This window comes from Echinicola salinicaeni (genome assembly GCF_014280965.1).
GTDB lineage: Bacteria > Bacteroidota > Bacteroidia > Cytophagales > Cyclobacteriaceae > Echinicola > Echinicola salinicaeni.
Genome location: NZ_JACODZ010000001.1, coordinates 732018 through 747968 on the forward strand (window position 1 = coordinate 732018; position 15951 = coordinate 747968).

A 15951-nucleotide genomic window follows, 5' to 3' on the forward strand; every position below is an offset into this window, starting at 1 on the left:
TTTTAATTGGCATGGTCTGAAATAAACTTGATTCTGTACACCCGAATTTCCTCTTCGCCGAAGTCTTCGTCTTCAAGTTCGTGCAATGCCTCTCTGATATTGTCTGTTTCTGCATTCATGAAATAGTCGTGAAGGGTGTCTTCACGGTCTTCATCCATGATGTTATTTATATAATAATTGATATTTAATTTTGTGCCACTATAAATAATTTGTTCTATTTCCTGTAATAATTCCGTCATCCCAATGTTAAGATTGGAGGCAATTTCATCAAGATCCACTTTTCTGTCTACTTGTTGGATAATGGATATTTTTACCTTAGATCTGGTTCCCGCAGTTTTGACTACTACGTCAGAAGCAGTAATGATTTCATTCTCCTCAACATAATTTTCAATTAGTTTTAGGAACGGAGCTCCAAATTTAGCGACTTTTCCCATACCAACCCCATTAATTTGCGCGAGTTCTTCACGTGTGGTTGGATAAACGGTGGCCATCTCTTCCAAAGAAGGATCTTGGAAGATCACATAGGGGGGGAGCCCTTTTGATTTTGCGACTCTTTTTCTTTCTACTTTTAGTAACTCAAAGAGTTTTTCGTCATAGGCTTTTTTGGCGTTGTTAAATTCATCAGACGCCTCATTTTCTATCATTTCTTCAAAGTCATGATCCTTGCTCAAGGTTACTGTATGAGGGTTTTTGAGAAAATCTTCACTTATTGATGAAAGCTTGATGACGCCGTAATTCTCAATGTCCTTGTCCAAGAAATGTAAGATCATGGCTTGTCTGATCACAGATTTCCAATGTCGCTCATCCTTGTCCTTTCCTTGCCCGAATACGGTGAGTCCATCATGTTTATAACTCTCCATGTATTCGTTCTGTTCACCTTGGATGACTTTGACCACATGGTCGAGGTTAAATCGTTGGTTGGTTTCTTTTACAGCTTCAATAGCTATTTGTATATCCTTCTGTCCATCATATGAGTCTTTCTTTTTCTTGCAGTTATCGCAATATCCGCAGTCTTCATTAAGGCTTTCACCAAAATAGTGGAGCAATACCCTTCTACGACATACAGAACTTTCTGCATAGGCTGCCATTTCTTGCAATAAGACTTTGGCATTTTCCCTCTCATTGACTGGTTTGTCCTTGTTGAATTTTTCCAACTTGAGAATGTCGTCGAATTTGTAGAACATCAAGCAATGACCTTCCAGACCATCTCTTCCTGCTCTTCCTGTTTCTTGATAGTAACCTTCAAGGGATTTTGGTACATCATAGTGGATGACATAGCGAACATCTGGCTTGTCTATACCCATTCCGAAAGCAATGGTGGCTACGACTACCTCAATTTCTTCATTAAGGAAATCGTCTTGGTTTTTGACCCTAGTAGCTGCCTCCAAGCCAGCATGATAAGGCACGGCATTGATGCCGTTGACCCTGAGCAGTTCGGCAATTTCCTGTACCTTTTTTCTGCTTAGGCAATAGATGATTCCAGACTTACCCTTATGGGATTTTACATATTTGATGAGCTGTTTTTTGGTCTCCGTCTTGACCTTTGGGCGGACTTCATAGAAAAGATTGGTCCTGTTAAAGGAAGATTTGAAAAGATCAGCATCTTCCATGTTGAGGTTTCTCTGTATGTCTTGCTGGACCTTTGGAGTAGCTGTAGCAGTCAAAGCTATGATGGGCAGGTTTTCTCCTATCTGGCCTATGATCGACTTTATTTTTCGATATTCAGGTCTGAAATCATGTCCCCATTCTGAAATACAATGGGCTTCATCAATGGCTACAAAGCTGAGTTTGGCTGATTTCAGGAATTCTATATTCTCTTCCTTGGTAAGTGACTCAGGGGCTACATAAAGTAGTTTGGTATCACCACTTAGGACTTGCTTTTTGACTTTGTTAGTTTCAGATTTACTGAGGGTCGAATTGAGGAAGTAAGCATTTATTCCAAATGCATTCAACTGATCAACTTGATTTTTCATCAAAGCGATCAATGGAGAAATGACTATGGCTGTTCCTTCGTTTGTTACAGCGGGAAGCTGATAACAAAGCGATTTTCCCGCCCCAGTGGGCATGATGACAAAGGTATTGTTACCTTGTGAAATATTGTCAACTATTGCTTCTTGGTTCCCTCTGAATTGGTTGAAGCCAAAAATTTTCTTGAGGTTCTCTTTAATTTTTATATCCACTCCATTCTGTCTTTTTAATGATTTGCCGAATGCTTTTCATTAAATATTTAAAGTAAATAATTTTACCTTTGTACAAATTTAATAATAACCTCGGTAAAATTGAATATAATAAAAAATATTAAAAACAGTGCCATTCGTGTCCTCAAAATAGAGGCTGAAGCAGTTCAAAATTTAATTGGCCAAATTGATGATGAATTTGAAGCTTGTGTAAATGAAATATTGCTTTCTAGAGGACGAGTGGTAATTACTGGGGTTGGGAAAAGTGCTATCGTGGCAACCAAAATAGTGGCCACACTTAACTCCACAGGTACGCCGGCTTTATTTATGCATGCAGCGGATGCCATTCATGGAGATTTAGGTATGATTCAAAAGGAAGATTTTGTAATTTGTATTTCCAAAAGTGGTAATACCCCAGAAGTAAAAGTTTTAGTGCCTATGCTCAAAAAAATGGGGTCTAAGCTGGCCGCCTTGGTTAGTAATAAGGATAGTTATTTGGCCAAGCATGCAGATTTTGTTTTGGATGCCACGATTGAAAATGAAGCTTGCCCACTTAATTTAGCTCCTACCACCAGTACCACAGCTCATATGGCGCTTGGAGATGCGCTGGCTGTATGCTTGTTGGAAGCAAAGGGATTTGGAAGTGATGATTTTGCAAAGTTCCATCCTGGAGGTTCATTGGGTAAACAGTTATATCTTACAGTTGAAGATTTAGTGGTTAAGGATGCACTTCCTCTCGTTTCGGAAAATGATGACTTGGCCAAGGTGATTTTAGAAATTAGTGGAAAAAGGCTAGGCGCGACTGCTGTGCAAAATGAGGAGGGAAAGTTGGTCGGGATTGTGACTGATGGTGATTTGAGACGGATGTTGGAACAAAAGCAGGATCTGTCTACAGTTAAGGCGATGGATATTATGACCAAAGGGCCTAAGACCATAGAGGTGGGGGAATATGCCATTCGTGCCTTGAATAAGATGAAAGAATACAACATAACCCAATTGGTCGTTATGAATAATGAGAAGATCATAGGCTTTATCCATATTCATGACTTGATGAAAGAGGGGATTGTTTAAAACGAATCATGCAAAAACAACCATATATTGTAGTACTCGCTGGAGGAATTGGATCCAAATTTTGGCCATACAGTAGAAATAACTATCCAAAACAATTTTTGGATATTTTAGGCACTGGAAGAACCTTGCTCCAAATGACTTTTGATCGGTTTGTGAAATTATCAGACCCTAAAAACTTTTTGGTCGTCACCAATCAAATGTATGTTGATATTGTAAGGGAGCAGCTTCCTGAAATTTCAGCATGCCAGATTCTTGCAGAGCCACTGAGAAGAAATACAGCAACTTGCGTCGCTTATGCCAGCTATAGAATTCAAAGTGAAGATCCAAATGCAAGGGTGATTTTGACTCCTTCGGATCATTTGATATTGGATGAATTAGCTTTTCAGAAAAAAATCAATGAGGGTTTAAAAGAAGCTGAGAATCATCACCGATTGATTGCTATTGGTATTGAACCTAACCGTCCAGAAACGGGATATGGATATATACAGTACAAGGAAAACCCAAGTGGAGGGGCTTTAAAAAAGGTAAAGACGTTTACTGAAAAGCCGGATGAAAAACTGGCAGAGACTTTTTTGGAAAGCGGTGATTTCCTTTGGAACAGCGGTATGTTCGTCTGGAAAAACTCCTCCATTATTCAAGCATTTGAAAAGCAAATGCCTGAGGTTGCCGAAGTATTTGAAGAGGGGGATGGTTTTTATGGTTCTGAGAATGAATATGATTTTGTTAAAAAGGCTTATTCTCTAGTGAAAAACGTCTCTTTGGATTATGGTATCATGGAGAAATCTGAGGATGTATTTGTACTTAAAAGTAACTTCGGTTGGTCTGATTTGGGGTCATGGATGAGTGTGCATCAGATAAAAGAAAGGGATGCAGATAATAACGTAGTTGATGCTAACGCGGTGCTTTACGATACCACCAATAGTTATATCAAGGTTTCTCCTAAAAAACTGGTTGTTGTCCATGGTTTGGATAATTACCTTATTAATGAGACTGAAAACGTTATTCTTATTTGTAAGCTAGATGCGGAGAAAAAATTCAAAGAATTTGTTTCCGATGCGAAGAATAAAGGAGAAGGTTTTATTTAAGGTTTTCAGGCTGTCCATCTTCTTGCCAAAAAAAAGGATGGACATAGGAGGTTAGTAATTACTGAATTGATTTTTTTTCAGAATTTGAATTTGCAGAGACTTAAGGTCTCTTTTTGAAAGAGATGTACCAAAAAATAAAATTATTCAAAACAATAGAAACATGGCCTTGAGCTAATATTGTGCTGAAGCATTTTTTTTGGATAACCTTATTACCGGTTTGTGTCTGATAGGAAAGTTACAGCTGTTGGCTATGAAGCAATGCTTCCTTGCTTCTTCATGTAATTGCATGGCCTTTGTTTTCATAGCTTCTGTTTCAACAGTTACCACAGGATAAAGAATAACTTCGTTGAACTGCCCTGATCCATTTTTGTTTTCATGCATAATACCCTCTGCATGGTCTTCGTAGGCCACTACACTTACGCCTGCTTCTGCACAGAGATGGAGATACCATAACATATGGCAAGAGCTGATGCTTGCCAAGAACATCTCTTCGGGATTGTGACGGGTTTTGTCTCCCCTGAAACAGGGGTCTGCACTTCCAAGCAGGTGAGGTTTTCCCTCAGTGATGATTTCAAAGTTTCTTTGATAGGCAAGATAGCCACGAGTTCCCATGCCGGAATTTCCGGTCCACTCTAAGACGGTTTGGTAATGATGGAATTTTGACATGAGAATAAGATAAAAAAAATAGCTTGAAATTTCTACGGATCAGAAGGTCTTGTCAGAAAAATTCTGAAAAATCAATAAAAAACCCAAGCCAAAAGATGGATTGGGTTTGGGATAATTTTTTGGTGAAATTATATATTGAAAGGAACTTCTAGTTTCTTTCCGAGTTCTCGAAGATCATCTTGAACTGGTTTTAGTAAAGGAATACCATTTTTGATTCTTTCCTTTTCAAGTTCCCTTTCTGGATCACCGGGAATCAATACTTTTTCATTACCAGGGGTGGTTTGGGCTTCTCGGAATCTGCCGATCCAATTGTCCATATGGTCTTTGAATTCATCCGCAGGCCTAAAAGCATCCACTCTCATGGCCCCGAAGAAGTGCCCAATTCCTTCTCCAACGGGGTTTGGGTCTGGCTGTAAAAATGCTACAAAAGGCGGTACCCATGGGCCGTAATTGGCCCCAGAAAGTACGGCAGAGAAGATATCAACGATAGATCCCAGTGCATAACCTTTGTGTGAGCCGTGTTCCCTGTCTCCTCCCAAAGGAAGCAAAGCTCCGCCTTCTTTCACTCCATAAGGATTTGTGGTGGGCTTGCCTTCTTTATCTTGGATCCAGCCAGAAGGAGCTTCTTCTTCTTTTCTTTGTAAAATTTCCAGTTTTCCATTTGCAGCGGTAGTGGTAGCCATATCGGCAACAAAAGCAGGTTGTTTATTGGCTGGGATAGCTACAGCGATAGGGTTGGTACCCAACAGTCTTTCTTTGGAAAATGTGGGGCTAACCAGTGGGCTGGCATTGGTCATAGACATGCCAATCATATCGTCCTTTAATGCTTGCATGGCGTGATGTCCTGCAATTCCATAATGGTTGGAGTTCTTGACCGAAACCCAGCCTGTACCTGCATTTTTTGCTTTCTTAATAGCGACTTTCATGGCAAAAGGAGCGACGACCAAACCAAGGCCTCCATCTCCATCTATCACCGCTGTGCTGGGGCTTTCATGGACAATCTTAATGTTTGGTTTGGTGTTGATTCTTCCTGCTTCCCAGAGCCTTACATAGCCGGAAAGACGTGCTACTCCATGTGAATCTACTCCTCTAAGATCGGCGGATAGTAAAACTTCTGTGGCTGTTTGGGCATCTTCCTCAGTACAGCCCATTTTGATGAAAATACTTTTTGTAAAGGCGAATAGCCCTTCAAAGTTAAAGTTCATGCTGATTTTATTTGAAGGTCTGAGACCTGCTGGTCTATTAGTTGAAATTATTTGGTCTGGTGTTTTACATGCCTGTACATGGCAGCATTTCGTTCTTGTTGATCAATCTGGAAATTACACCTTCCTTTAAAGCATAATTTGAACAAACTAGTTCAGATGCATCCACATATTGAAGGATAAATTCTATCAAGCAGGAAGCTACCACGATCATGTCCACTCTCATGGGGATCATGCCAGGTATTTGAAGTCTTTCTTCTTTATTCAATGTGACCAGCTTCTGGGCCAATATTTCGAATTCTGCCCTAGGGAGGTGAAATACACTTTGTCCTTGGATCTTTGAAAGCTTGGAAGAGGCATAATACATATCCGTAAGGGTGTCAAAGGTCCCGGAAGCCCCTACCAACCTTTTGGGGGTGAATTTTTCAAGGGCTGCAATTAGGTCTCCTAATTTTTCTTTGAGGTATTGGGTGAGTTTGACCACTTCTTCACCGAGGATTGGGTCATGATAATGGAAAAGGTCAAGCATTCTTTGGCCGCCAATTTCAAAGCTTTGTTTCCATAGTGCTTCTTTTTCATTGCCAATAATAAATTCAACGGAACCTCCCCCTATATCCATCATTAGGCTGTTTTCAGCATTCAAGGATCCACTAAAGTTAATCCCTTCGTAGATCAACTGAGCTTCTTGGTCTCCATCAATGACATTGACTTTAATATCAACCTGTTCTTTAATTTTCTTTACAAGTTGGCTGCCATTTCGGGCATTTCTGACTGCGCTGGTTGCAAAAGCATAAACCTGTTGGATGTCATTAGCGTCAATTTGCTTTCTGAAATGGCTCAAGGTGTCTAGGGCTCTCTTTTCAGCATCCGGATGGATATTGTTTTCACTGATTCCCTGCTGTCCAATTTTCACTGGAACCTTTTCCTTGTAGATGGTTTTGAAACCGCCTTGGTCAAATTCTACCAACAACAAATGGAATGTGTTGGTGCCCATATCAATGATGGCTGCCTTTGCATCTGTCATTACGCCCGTCTTTTAGTTGTGCGAATATAAAAAGTTTATTTAAAAAGCTTAGTGATTGCCGGACTTTATGAAAGAAAGAGTGTAAATGCCTTTTAGAGAGATGTGAATTATTCTATTGGGATAATGAAGGGGGAAATTTCATCCATAAGGCCCTGCTGATTATATTTGGTTAAAGCTACTAAACATAAACCCATGAAAAGTTCAACTAAAGGAGTATACACCCTTCCGGGAAATCAAGAGAAATTGGATTTATTGAAAAAGAAAAATGAGGAAGCCCTTGAAGGAGGAGGTAAGGATCGTATTGCTATTCAGCATAAAAAGGGCAAGTTGACTGCAAGGGAAAGAGTGGATCTATTGATGGATGAAGGGACTTTTCAAGAGATTGATAAATTTAAGATGCACCGTTGCAAGGATTTTGGGTTGGATAAGGAATATTATTTGGGTGACGGAGTGATTACAGGTTATGGAGAAGTAAACGGCAGACTAGTTTATGTGTTTTCTCAAGACTTTACAGTCTTTGGGGGCTCTTTGTCTGAAACACATGCCGAGAAAATTTGTAAAATAATGGACATGGCCATGAAGAATGGTGCTCCAGTAATAGGCTTAAATGACTCTGGTGGTGCTAGGATTCAAGAAGGGGTGAGTTCACTAGGTGGCTATGCAGATATTTTTTACAGGAATACTTTGGCTTCAGGAGTGATACCGCAGATTTCAGCTATAATGGGTCCATGTGCAGGAGGAGCGGTTTATTCTCCGGCTATAACTGATTTTATCATGATGGTGGAGGAAACTTCTTATATGTTTGTTACAGGTCCTAATGTTGTAAAAACAGTTACTCAGGAAAATGTCACTGCAGAGGAACTTGGAGGGGCAAGTGCACATAGTGTTAAAAGTGGTGTGACACATTTTTCCTGTGCAAATGAAGTGGATTGTATAAAAAACATAAAGCTTCTTTTAGGTTATGTCCCCCAAAACTGTGAGGATGACGCTCCAGTTTATCCATATGAATTGAAAAAGGATGAAACAAGAAAAATTTTGGATAATATTGTGCCGGAAAATCCGAATCATCCATATGATATGCGTGAGGTAGTTAGGGGTATAGTGGATGAAAACAGTTTTTTGGAAGTACACAAAAATTATGCAGATAATATGGTGGTTGGATTTGCCAGGATAGCAGGTAGGAGTATTGGAATAGTGGGGAATCAACCACAATCACTGGCTGGAGTTTTGGATAATCATGCTTCTATAAAGGCAGCTAGGTTTGTTCGTTTTTGTGATTGCTTTAATGTGCCTTTGCTGGTGTTGGTTGATGTGCCTGGCTTTTTGCCGGGTACGGATCAGGAATGGAATGGTATTATTTCTAATGGTGCAAAACTGCTATATGCCTTTTCAGAGGCAACAGTGCCACGAATCACTGTGATTACCCGAAAAGCTTATGGAGGAGCTTATGATGTAATGAATTCCAAGCATATCGGAGCAGACCTGAATTTTGCTTGGCCAACGGCAGAAATTGCAGTGATGGGAGCTAAGGGAGCTGCGGAAATTATTTTTAAAAAGGAAATTGCCAATTCGGAAAATCCAGAAGAAAAGCTTCAGGAAAAAATCGATGAATACACCAAAAAATTCGCTAATCCTTACAGGGCTGCACATAGGGGGTATGTGGATGAGGTGATATTGCCCTCAAATACTAGGATTAAATTAATTAAGGGTTTTAAAATGTTAGAAAACAAAGTGGATGTTCTACCTAAAAAGAAGCACGGGAATATTCCTTTATAAAATGAAGTGAATGAGGCATGGGTCATGGTTTAAGTAGTTTTTACATATTTTAATTTATGAATAGTTTTGAAGAGCTCGAAGTGTGGGAAAAAGCTAGGGACTTAAGGGTTTTTGTTTCTAGCATGATAAGTGATTTTCCAGTTGAAGAGAGATTTGTACTAATTAGTCAGGTAAAAAAGTCTTCGAGGTCTATAGGAAATAATATTGCGGAGGGTTTCGGTAGGTCCCACTTTGAGGAGAATATACAATTTTGTAGGCAAGCTAGAGGGGCGCTATTTGAAACATTGGATCATATGATTGTCGCTTATGATGAGGGTTGGATTACTTTGGAAAACTTAAAGGGTTATAGAGAGTATCATTATGATTGCCTGAAACTTTTAAATGGATATATCTCTTCATTAAAAAGGAACAAAAAAGTTGTGACAAATTCACCTAATTAACGGAGCAGTCAAAAAAATTGAATAACGAAATAATCAAATATCATTTAATTTAGTTTTATGACAAAGGAAGAACAATTTCTTTATAAATACTTGAATAATGCCTCTCCAACGGGATTTGAGGCTTCTGGCCAGCAAATTTGGTTGGATTATCTGAAACCTTTTGTAGATAAATATTTTACTGATTCTTATGGTACAGCGGTAGGGGTTATCAATCCAGAAGCATCTTTTAAGGTTGTAATAGAGGCCCATGCTGATGAAATCAGTTGGTTTGTAAACTATATTACTCCTGAGGGATATCTTTATGTGCGAAGAAATGGAGGCTCAGACCATATGATTGCTCCTTCCATGAGAGTCAATATCCATACTGATGATAAAATGATTCCAGGTGTGTTTGGTTGGCCTGCCATTCATGTCCGAAAGGGTGATAAGGAAGACAAACCAAGCTTGGAGAATATTTTTATTGATGTTGGGGCCAGGTCAAAAGATGAGGTAGAGGAGTTGGGAATTCATGTGGGTTGTGTAGTGACTTTTAGAGATGAGTTGATGGATCTCAATGGAAAATTTTATGCTGGCAGGGCATTAGATAACCGCATTGGAGGTTATATGATTGCGCAAGTGGCCAAAAAAATAAAGGATAGCGGAAAAGAATTGCCGTTTGGTTTGTACATAGTAAATGCAGTACAAGAAGAGATAGGGCTCAGAGGTGCTGAGATGATTGCTGCCAAGATCAAGCCTAATGTGGCTGTTATTACGGATGTCTGTCATGATACTACCGCTCCCATGTACAATAAAGTTAAAAGTGGAGAACAGGTAGCGGGTAATGGGCCTGTACTGACTTATGGCGCCTCTGTACATAAGAAGCTGTTGGATTTAATTATTGATTCAGCTAAGAAAAGAGATTTGCCTTTCCAAAGGGCAGCAGCTTCCAGAGGTACAGGTACTGATACGGATGCTTTTGCCTATTCCAATGATGGGGTTCCCTCGGCATTGATTTCCCTTCCTTTAAAATACATGCATACTACTGTGGAAACAGCAAGTAAAAAGGATATTGAGTCAGTGATTGATTTGATTATGGCATTTTTAGACGATCTGGATCCCGAATTCAACTTTAAATATATCGATTAATATACCATGCTTTTGTAAATAGTATGCAGGGCAGCGAATAGCTGCCTTTTTTTTTAGCATAGATACGTTTTGTCCTGATATATTATTGCTACGTAAGAAAATGAAAATAAATTATTCCAAAAAATGGTTTTTTTATTGGTTTTTGGCCGCTTAATAAAAAAGGATGAATTGAAGTGATTTTGTCTTGCTTTAAGCAATAGCGCAGGTGAATCCCCGTTTTGATTCCTTAAGTATATGGCTGGGAGGGAAGTGTAGGGGCTTGTGTCAATATTTTAAGCTTTGTTAAAAACGTATTGAAATTTTTTTGTTTCATTTTATTTCGTTTAATTTGAAGTAGTTATGAAACGAAAGCAAAATTAAATAGGGATTAATTTCTGATAGGTTTTGTAACCCAAAGATAATTAGTAGGTTCCTGTTGAAGGTATTGCTTATGTGAGGTTGCCGATTAATTTGATTTTATAGAAAAAATAGATATGATACAAACCACTTATTTGACCCTTAATACTGAGTTAGCAGAGAAAAAAGGGGCATTTCACACAGCAAAGGAAATAGCTGGGCAGCCAGAGCTATGGAGCCAAGTTTATGAACAAGTGGATCAAATGAAGGAGAAGATCCAGGATTTTGTTGATCCAATTTTTGAAAATGGTAATGCAAGGATAATATTGACTGGGGCAGGTTCATCAGCGTTTATCGGAGAATCAGCTCAGGGAATCGTTCAGCAAAAAACCGGAGTATTGACCCAGGCCATTGCGACTACCGATTTGGTGACGCATCCGGAATTATTTTTCATGGCTGGTACACCAACAGTTCTAGTTTCTTTTGCAAGGTCAGGAAATAGTCCAGAGAGTGTGGAAGCGGTAAGATTGGCAGATAAGTTTTGTGATCAAATATATCATTTGGTCATTACATGTAATGCTGAGGGGCAATTGGCGGCTTATGCAAATGAGTGTGAAGGGAATTGTTTGGCAATTGTATTGCCTGAAGCAGCAAATGACAATAGTCTTGCAATGACAGGAAGTTTTACTTCTATGTTATTGACGGTGTTGATGGTTGCGGGAATTAAAGAATTGGATAAGTTAAAACCAGCTTTTGATAATGCTGTTGCTACTGCTAATCATATTCTTCATAATCAATTGGAAGATTTTGAGGCTTTGGCAGAACGTGATTTCAAAAGAGTGATTTTCCTTGGATCGGGTTCAATGCTAGGTGTGTCAAGAGAGTGTCATTTGAAATTACAGGAGCTTACAGATGGTCAAGTGGTTTGTAAGCATGATTCTTTCTTAGGTTTCAGGCATGGACCTAGGGCAGTGGCCAATGAGGATTCTTTGGTAGTGTATTTATTTGCAAAAGATGCCCATGTCGCCAAATATGAAAATGATTTGGCTTTGAGTATCGGACAGGATAAAAGAGATATTAAAACCGTTTGTTTCGGTGGCGAAAATGTAGAAGAGTATAATTCTATTTTGAATATACCTGTTGAAGGAGCTGGTGAGGATGCCGTATTCAATGTGTTGCCTGCTACCATGGTAGGGCAGTTATTAGGTTTTTATAAATGTCTTCAATTAGGCTTGCAACCTGATAATCCTTCTGTAAGTGGAGCGATCAGCAGGGTAGTTCAAGGAGTAATTATATACAAAAAGTAAATTGACATGATCCTTTCAGTTTGTCCTAATCCTTCAGTCGATACTTATGCATGGTTGAATACGATGGAACTGGGTGTTGCCAATAGGATAACGAAACTACAGGAGTTTGCAGGAGGAAAAGGTGTTCATGTAGCCATGGCCCTTAATGAGTTTGGTGCAAAAACTGATTTATTGGGTAGTTGGGCTGGACATTCAGGTAAATGGATAAGGGAGTTTTGTGAAGAATTGGGAATGAAAAGCTTTGGGCCTGAATTGGCAGGAGCAAATAGAAAGTGTTATACCTTTCTTTCAGAGGATGAGGATTTGCATCATACAGAATTGTTGGAGCCAGGTCCTGAGTTAAATGAGGGGCAGTATCTTGCATTTATAAAAAACTTCAGCGAGCATTTGGATAATGCCGGTCTTGCAGTCCTTTCTGGGTCTTGGCCTAAAGGAAGCCCGGCATTTGCTTATGCGGAAATGACAGCTATAGCAGAAGAAAAAGGCAAAAAAGTCATTTTGGACTGTAGTGGTATACAACTTGCCAATGCGCTGGAAAGAGGTTTTTTTGGATTGCATCTCAATGAACATGAAGCAAAGGAGCTTTGTGGAAAGGATGATCCTTTGGAGGCCATGCAGGTTTTAAGTGAGAAAGTAGATTTGGTAGCACTTACCCGGGGAAAGGAAGGACTTTATCTTGGCTATTTAGGAAAGATAATTCATGCCAATGTAGTGATTGATAAGGTGGTAAGTACTGTTGGAAGTGGAGATTGTTTAACTGCTGGGATAGCCTATGGGGTGAATCAAGGGCTTTCTGTTGAGGAGATTGCTCGGCATGGAGTTGCTTTTGGAGCTGCTAATTGTCTCAGAAAGGATTTAGGAATGTTATATAGCTCTGATGTAGAGGCTTTACTTCCTAAGGTGTCAATTAAAGAATTAAGCTATGCATAAAAAAGATCTTTTAGTAGTAGGTGAATTGAATATAGATTTGATCCTAAATCAAATCAAAGGATTTCCTGAAATGGGTTCAGAAAAGGTAGCAGAAAAGATGGATGTTACTTTAGGGAGTTCTTCCGCGATATTTGCTTCCAATATTGCTACGCTTGGAATCCAAACATCCTTTTGTGGAAAAGTGGGGAATGATGATTTTGGACAATTCGTTTGTGAAACCTTAAGAAACAAGAAGGTAGGAGTTGATCATATTTCAGTGTCCAAAGCGTTCAAGACAGGCTTGACAGTAGTGATGAATTATGATCAGGACAGAGCGAATGTGACTTATTGTGGGGCTATGGAAGACTTGACCATAGAAGATATTCCTTGGGAAAAGGTATCGGAGTACAAGCATTTTCATTTGTCCAACTATTTTCTTCAAAAAGGAATTCAAAAAGATATCACGGAAATATTTAAAAAAGCAAAGGCCTCTGGGATGAGCACTTCACTGGATCTTCAAGTAGATCCGGATGACCAGTGGGATTTTGACTATAAGTCCTGTTTGCCTTATGTGGATATATTTCTACCGAATGAATCAGAGTTACTTTCTCTTACTGGAAAAACTGAGGTAGATGAAGCTTTGGAAGAACTGAAAGACCACGCCAATATTATAGCCCTAAAGATGGGGATAAAAGGCGGGTTGGTATATCATAAAGGAGAGATTATCAAGGCAGAACCTTATATCAATGATCAATTTGTTGATGCTATTGGAGCTGGAGATAGTTTCAATGCAGGTTTTATCTGTAAGTTTTTACAGGGAAATGATTGGGGAGAATGCTTGAAGTTTGCCAATCTGACCGGAGCGCTTAATACAACTGCGGCGGGAGGAACCGGTGCTTTTGATAATATGGAAAACTTAAAAAGTAGGGCCAAGAGTATTTTAAATCAAGAAATTTAATCGTCAAAATGAAAATAAAAGATCAATTAAGAGAGTTCACCACGCAGAAACGTGGGCTTTTAGCAACAAACTTCTACAACCTTGAAACGCTTCAGGGTGTTTTAAAAGCAGCTTCAGCTTTGAATGAGCCTATCATTCTTCAATTGACCCAAAGTTCAATTGACTATATGGGCTTAAATACTGCTGTAGCTATGGGTAGAGCGGCATTGGAGCAATATGGAGTGAAAGGATGGATTCACCTTGACCATGGTGGATCAGTTGATTTGGCTCAGGCTTGCTTGGATGCTGGTTTTGATTCCGTCATGATAGATGGTAGTGAATTGCCATTTGATGAGAATGTTAAAATCACTCAAGAAGTAGTTAAAAGAGCCCATAAGTATGGAGCGCATGTGGAGGCAGAATTGGGCTATGTGGCTAAATTGGGTCAATCTCATGAGCATCAGGGTTTTACTACTGCTGAAGAAGCGAGTACATTCGTTGAGCAAACGGGAGTAGATGCTTTGGCCATTTCCATTGGTACTGCCCATGGTTTCTATAAAGAAGAGCCTAAATTACAATTTGATTTGTTGACAGAAATCGCTGCAGCGACACCTTCAACTTTGGTTTTGCATGGTAGTTCAGGAGTTCCAGAAGAGCAATTGCGTGAAGCAATTTCAAAAGGTATCTGTAAGGTAAACCTTGCTACAGAAATCAAAAATATCTTCATGAAAACGCTTCAGCAATTATTGAAAGAAAATGAGGAGATTGACCTTAGAAAAGTATTCCCTAAGGCGACTGAAGCAGTTACTGGTTTGGTGACGAAGAAGTTGGAAATAATGAAAAACGATAAGTAAATGATACGCCCCTTTATTGACGCCCACGTACATCTGAACACTACTTCCACCCAAAAAATGGAAAAAGCGTTAGCGCATGGGGTATCGTTTCTTTCCATTATTACCGAAATTCCCTTCTTTGATTCTATTGAGGGACAAGAGAAGGTGATAAAGGAATTGGATAAAAAGTATCCCAATCAGATCAAATATATTACTTCCTTCTCTACGGAGAATTGGGGAGAGCCTGATTGGGCTGATAAGGCCATTGCACAAATTCAAAGAGGTCTGGACAATGGTGCCGTAGGCGTAAAAATCTGGAAAAATATCGGGATGGACTTACAGGATAAAGATGGTAGGTTTATCATGATCGATGATGAAAGTTTAGCACCCATATTCAAGTATTTGGAAGAAAATGAGATCCTTTTGATTGGTCATCAGGGAGAGCCAAGGAACTGTTGGTTGCCTCTGGAGGAAATGACCGTTGATTCAGACAGAAATTATTTTCAGGGTCATCCAGAATATCACATGTACCTTCATCCAGAATATCCTTCTTATATGGCACAAATGGATGCCAGGGATAATATGCTGGAAAAGTATCCGAAGCTTAATTTTGTGGGGCTTCACTTGCTAAGCATGGAATACAGCATTGATGAAGTAAGTAAGCGAATGGATAAATATCCTAACTTGCTCACAGACTTGGCGGAAAGAGTTTGTCATTTGCAATTGCAATCCAAAGAGAGATGGGAGGACGTGAGGAACTTCATGATCAAGTACCAGGACAGGATCATTTACGGTACAGATGTAATCGACGATGGCTCTTTTGGAGAGCAAGGTGTGGCGGATAGGTTGGAGCATTTGTGGAAATTCCACTGGGACTTCTTTGCAACGGAAAAGGAATTGGAAGCTCCTGAATTTTCAGGGACTTTTAAAGGATTAGCTTTGCCAGAGGAAGTTTTGGAAAAGATATTTTATTCCAATGCAGCCAGGGTTTACAGGTTCAGTGAATAGGGTGTTTACAATATCCTATCAATCTGAGCAAGGAAGAATTAAAAAATGAAAAATT

Annotated in this window: 14 protein-coding genes; 10 read left to right on the forward strand and 4 right to left on the reverse strand. The window is 39.4% G+C overall.

Annotated elements, in window-relative coordinates; genetic code table 11:
• Nucleotides 1–2: 2 nt before the first annotated feature.
• Entirely contained in the window at nt 3–2180 is a 2178-nt protein-coding gene (gene recQ, locus H7U17_RS03075; protein ID WP_186754689.1) for a DNA helicase RecQ, read from the reverse strand.
• 99 nt (nt 2181–2279) lie between these two features.
• Between recQ and H7U17_RS03080 the strand changes: the two genes are divergently transcribed.
• Entirely contained in the window at nt 2280–3248 is a 969-nt protein-coding gene (locus H7U17_RS03080; protein ID WP_186754690.1) for a KpsF/GutQ family sugar-phosphate isomerase, read from the forward strand.
• A gap of 8 nt (nt 3249–3256) precedes the next feature.
• Nucleotides 3257–4333 (forward strand): mannose-1-phosphate guanylyltransferase, encoded by a 1077-nt coding sequence (locus H7U17_RS03085; protein ID WP_186754692.1) that lies wholly within the window; start codon nt 3257–3259, stop codon nt 4331–4333.
• A gap of 171 nt (nt 4334–4504) precedes the next feature.
• On the opposite strand, the gene H7U17_RS03090 is transcribed toward H7U17_RS03085, so the two are convergent.
• From H7U17_RS03090 to H7U17_RS03100, 3 genes are all read right to left on the reverse strand, one after another.
• Nucleotides 4505–4999 carry an OsmC family protein gene (locus H7U17_RS03090; RefSeq protein ID WP_186754694.1) on the reverse strand — a complete coding sequence of 165 codons (495 nt, stop codon included), beginning with the start codon at nt 4997–4999 and terminating at the stop codon, nt 4505–4507.
• Nucleotides 5000–5127: 128 nt separating this feature from the next.
• Nucleotides 5128–6204 (reverse strand): Ldh family oxidoreductase, encoded by a 1077-nt coding sequence (locus H7U17_RS03095; RefSeq protein WP_186754698.1) that lies wholly within the window; start codon nt 6202–6204, stop codon nt 5128–5130.
• A gap of 64 nt (nt 6205–6268) precedes the next feature.
• Nucleotides 6269–7225 (reverse strand): Ppx/GppA phosphatase family protein, encoded by a 957-nt coding sequence (locus H7U17_RS03100; RefSeq protein WP_186754699.1) that lies wholly within the window; start codon nt 7223–7225, stop codon nt 6269–6271.
• A 192-nt stretch (nt 7226–7417) separates the two neighbouring features.
• Here H7U17_RS03100 and H7U17_RS03105 point away from each other — a divergent pair, with 192 nt between their 5' ends.
• From H7U17_RS03105 to H7U17_RS03140, 8 genes are all read left to right on the forward strand, one after another.
• The gene (locus H7U17_RS03105) at nt 7418–9001 is read left to right on the forward strand and encodes an acyl-CoA carboxylase subunit beta (RefSeq protein WP_186754700.1); all 1584 of its coding nucleotides are present in this window, start codon (nt 7418–7420) and stop codon (nt 8999–9001) included.
• Nucleotides 9002–9057: 56 nt separating this feature from the next.
• Nucleotides 9058–9441 (forward strand): four helix bundle protein, encoded by a 384-nt coding sequence (locus tag H7U17_RS03110; RefSeq protein ID WP_186754701.1) that lies wholly within the window; start codon nt 9058–9060, stop codon nt 9439–9441.
• Between the two features lie 57 nt (nt 9442–9498).
• Nucleotides 9499–10566, forward strand: a complete 1068-nt coding sequence (locus H7U17_RS03115; protein WP_186754702.1) for a zinc-binding metallopeptidase family protein — start codon at nt 9499–9501, stop codon at nt 10564–10566.
• Nucleotides 10567–11039: 473 nt separating this feature from the next.
• Nucleotides 11040–12209, forward strand: a complete 1170-nt coding sequence (locus H7U17_RS03120; RefSeq protein ID WP_186754704.1) for an SIS domain-containing protein — start codon at nt 11040–11042, stop codon at nt 12207–12209.
• Nucleotides 12210–12215: 6 nt separating this feature from the next.
• A complete protein-coding gene (locus H7U17_RS03125) occupies nt 12216–13139 on the forward strand; it encodes a 1-phosphofructokinase family hexose kinase (protein WP_186754706.1) in 924 nt (307 codons plus the stop codon).
• Nucleotides 13132–14076, forward strand: a complete 945-nt coding sequence (locus H7U17_RS03130; RefSeq protein ID WP_186754708.1) for a carbohydrate kinase family protein — start codon at nt 13132–13134, stop codon at nt 14074–14076. Before H7U17_RS03125 ends, H7U17_RS03130 begins: the two co-directional genes overlap by 8 nt.
• An 8-nt stretch (nt 14077–14084) precedes the next feature.
• Nucleotides 14085–14909 (forward strand): class II fructose-bisphosphate aldolase, encoded by an 825-nt coding sequence (locus H7U17_RS03135; RefSeq protein ID WP_186754710.1) that lies wholly within the window; start codon nt 14085–14087, stop codon nt 14907–14909.
• Nucleotides 14910–14966: 57 nt separating this feature from the next.
• Nucleotides 14967–15896 carry an amidohydrolase family protein gene (locus H7U17_RS03140; RefSeq protein ID WP_230981240.1) on the forward strand — a complete coding sequence of 310 codons (930 nt, stop codon included), beginning with the start codon at nt 14967–14969 and terminating at the stop codon, nt 15894–15896.
• The last annotated feature ends 55 nt before the right edge of the window (nt 15897–15951 follow it).

Excerpts from the sequence above, each read along its gene's own strand:
- H7U17_RS03110 (WP_186754701.1), top strand. The coding sequence starts at position 9,058 with ATGAATAGTTTTGAAGAGCTCGAAGTGTGGGAAAAAGCTAGGGACTTA.
- H7U17_RS03135 (WP_186754710.1), top strand. The coding sequence starts at position 14,085 with ATGAAAATAAAAGATCAATTAAGAGAGTTCACCACGCAGAAACGTGGG.
- H7U17_RS03090 (WP_186754694.1), bottom strand. The coding sequence starts at position 4,999 with ATGTCAAAATTCCATCATTACCAAACCGTCTTAGAGTGGACCGGAAAT.
- H7U17_RS03140 (WP_230981240.1), top strand. The coding sequence starts at position 14,967 with ATGGAAAAAGCGTTAGCGCATGGGGTATCGTTTCTTTCCATTATTACC.
- H7U17_RS03130 (WP_186754708.1), top strand. The coding sequence starts at position 13,132 with ATGCATAAAAAAGATCTTTTAGTAGTAGGTGAATTGAATATAGATTTG.
- H7U17_RS03100 (WP_186754699.1), bottom strand. The coding sequence starts at position 7,225 with ATGACAGATGCAAAGGCAGCCATCATTGATATGGGCACCAACACATTC.
- H7U17_RS03095 (WP_186754698.1), bottom strand. The coding sequence starts at position 6,204 with ATGAACTTTAACTTTGAAGGGCTATTCGCCTTTACAAAAAGTATTTTC.
- H7U17_RS03115 (WP_186754702.1), top strand. The coding sequence starts at position 9,499 with ATGACAAAGGAAGAACAATTTCTTTATAAATACTTGAATAATGCCTCT.
- H7U17_RS03105 (WP_186754700.1), top strand. The coding sequence starts at position 7,418 with ATGAAAAGTTCAACTAAAGGAGTATACACCCTTCCGGGAAATCAAGAG.
- H7U17_RS03125 (WP_186754706.1), top strand. The coding sequence starts at position 12,216 with ATGATCCTTTCAGTTTGTCCTAATCCTTCAGTCGATACTTATGCATGG.
- H7U17_RS03120 (WP_186754704.1), top strand. The coding sequence starts at position 11,040 with ATGATACAAACCACTTATTTGACCCTTAATACTGAGTTAGCAGAGAAA.
- H7U17_RS03085 (WP_186754692.1), top strand. The coding sequence starts at position 3,257 with ATGCAAAAACAACCATATATTGTAGTACTCGCTGGAGGAATTGGATCC.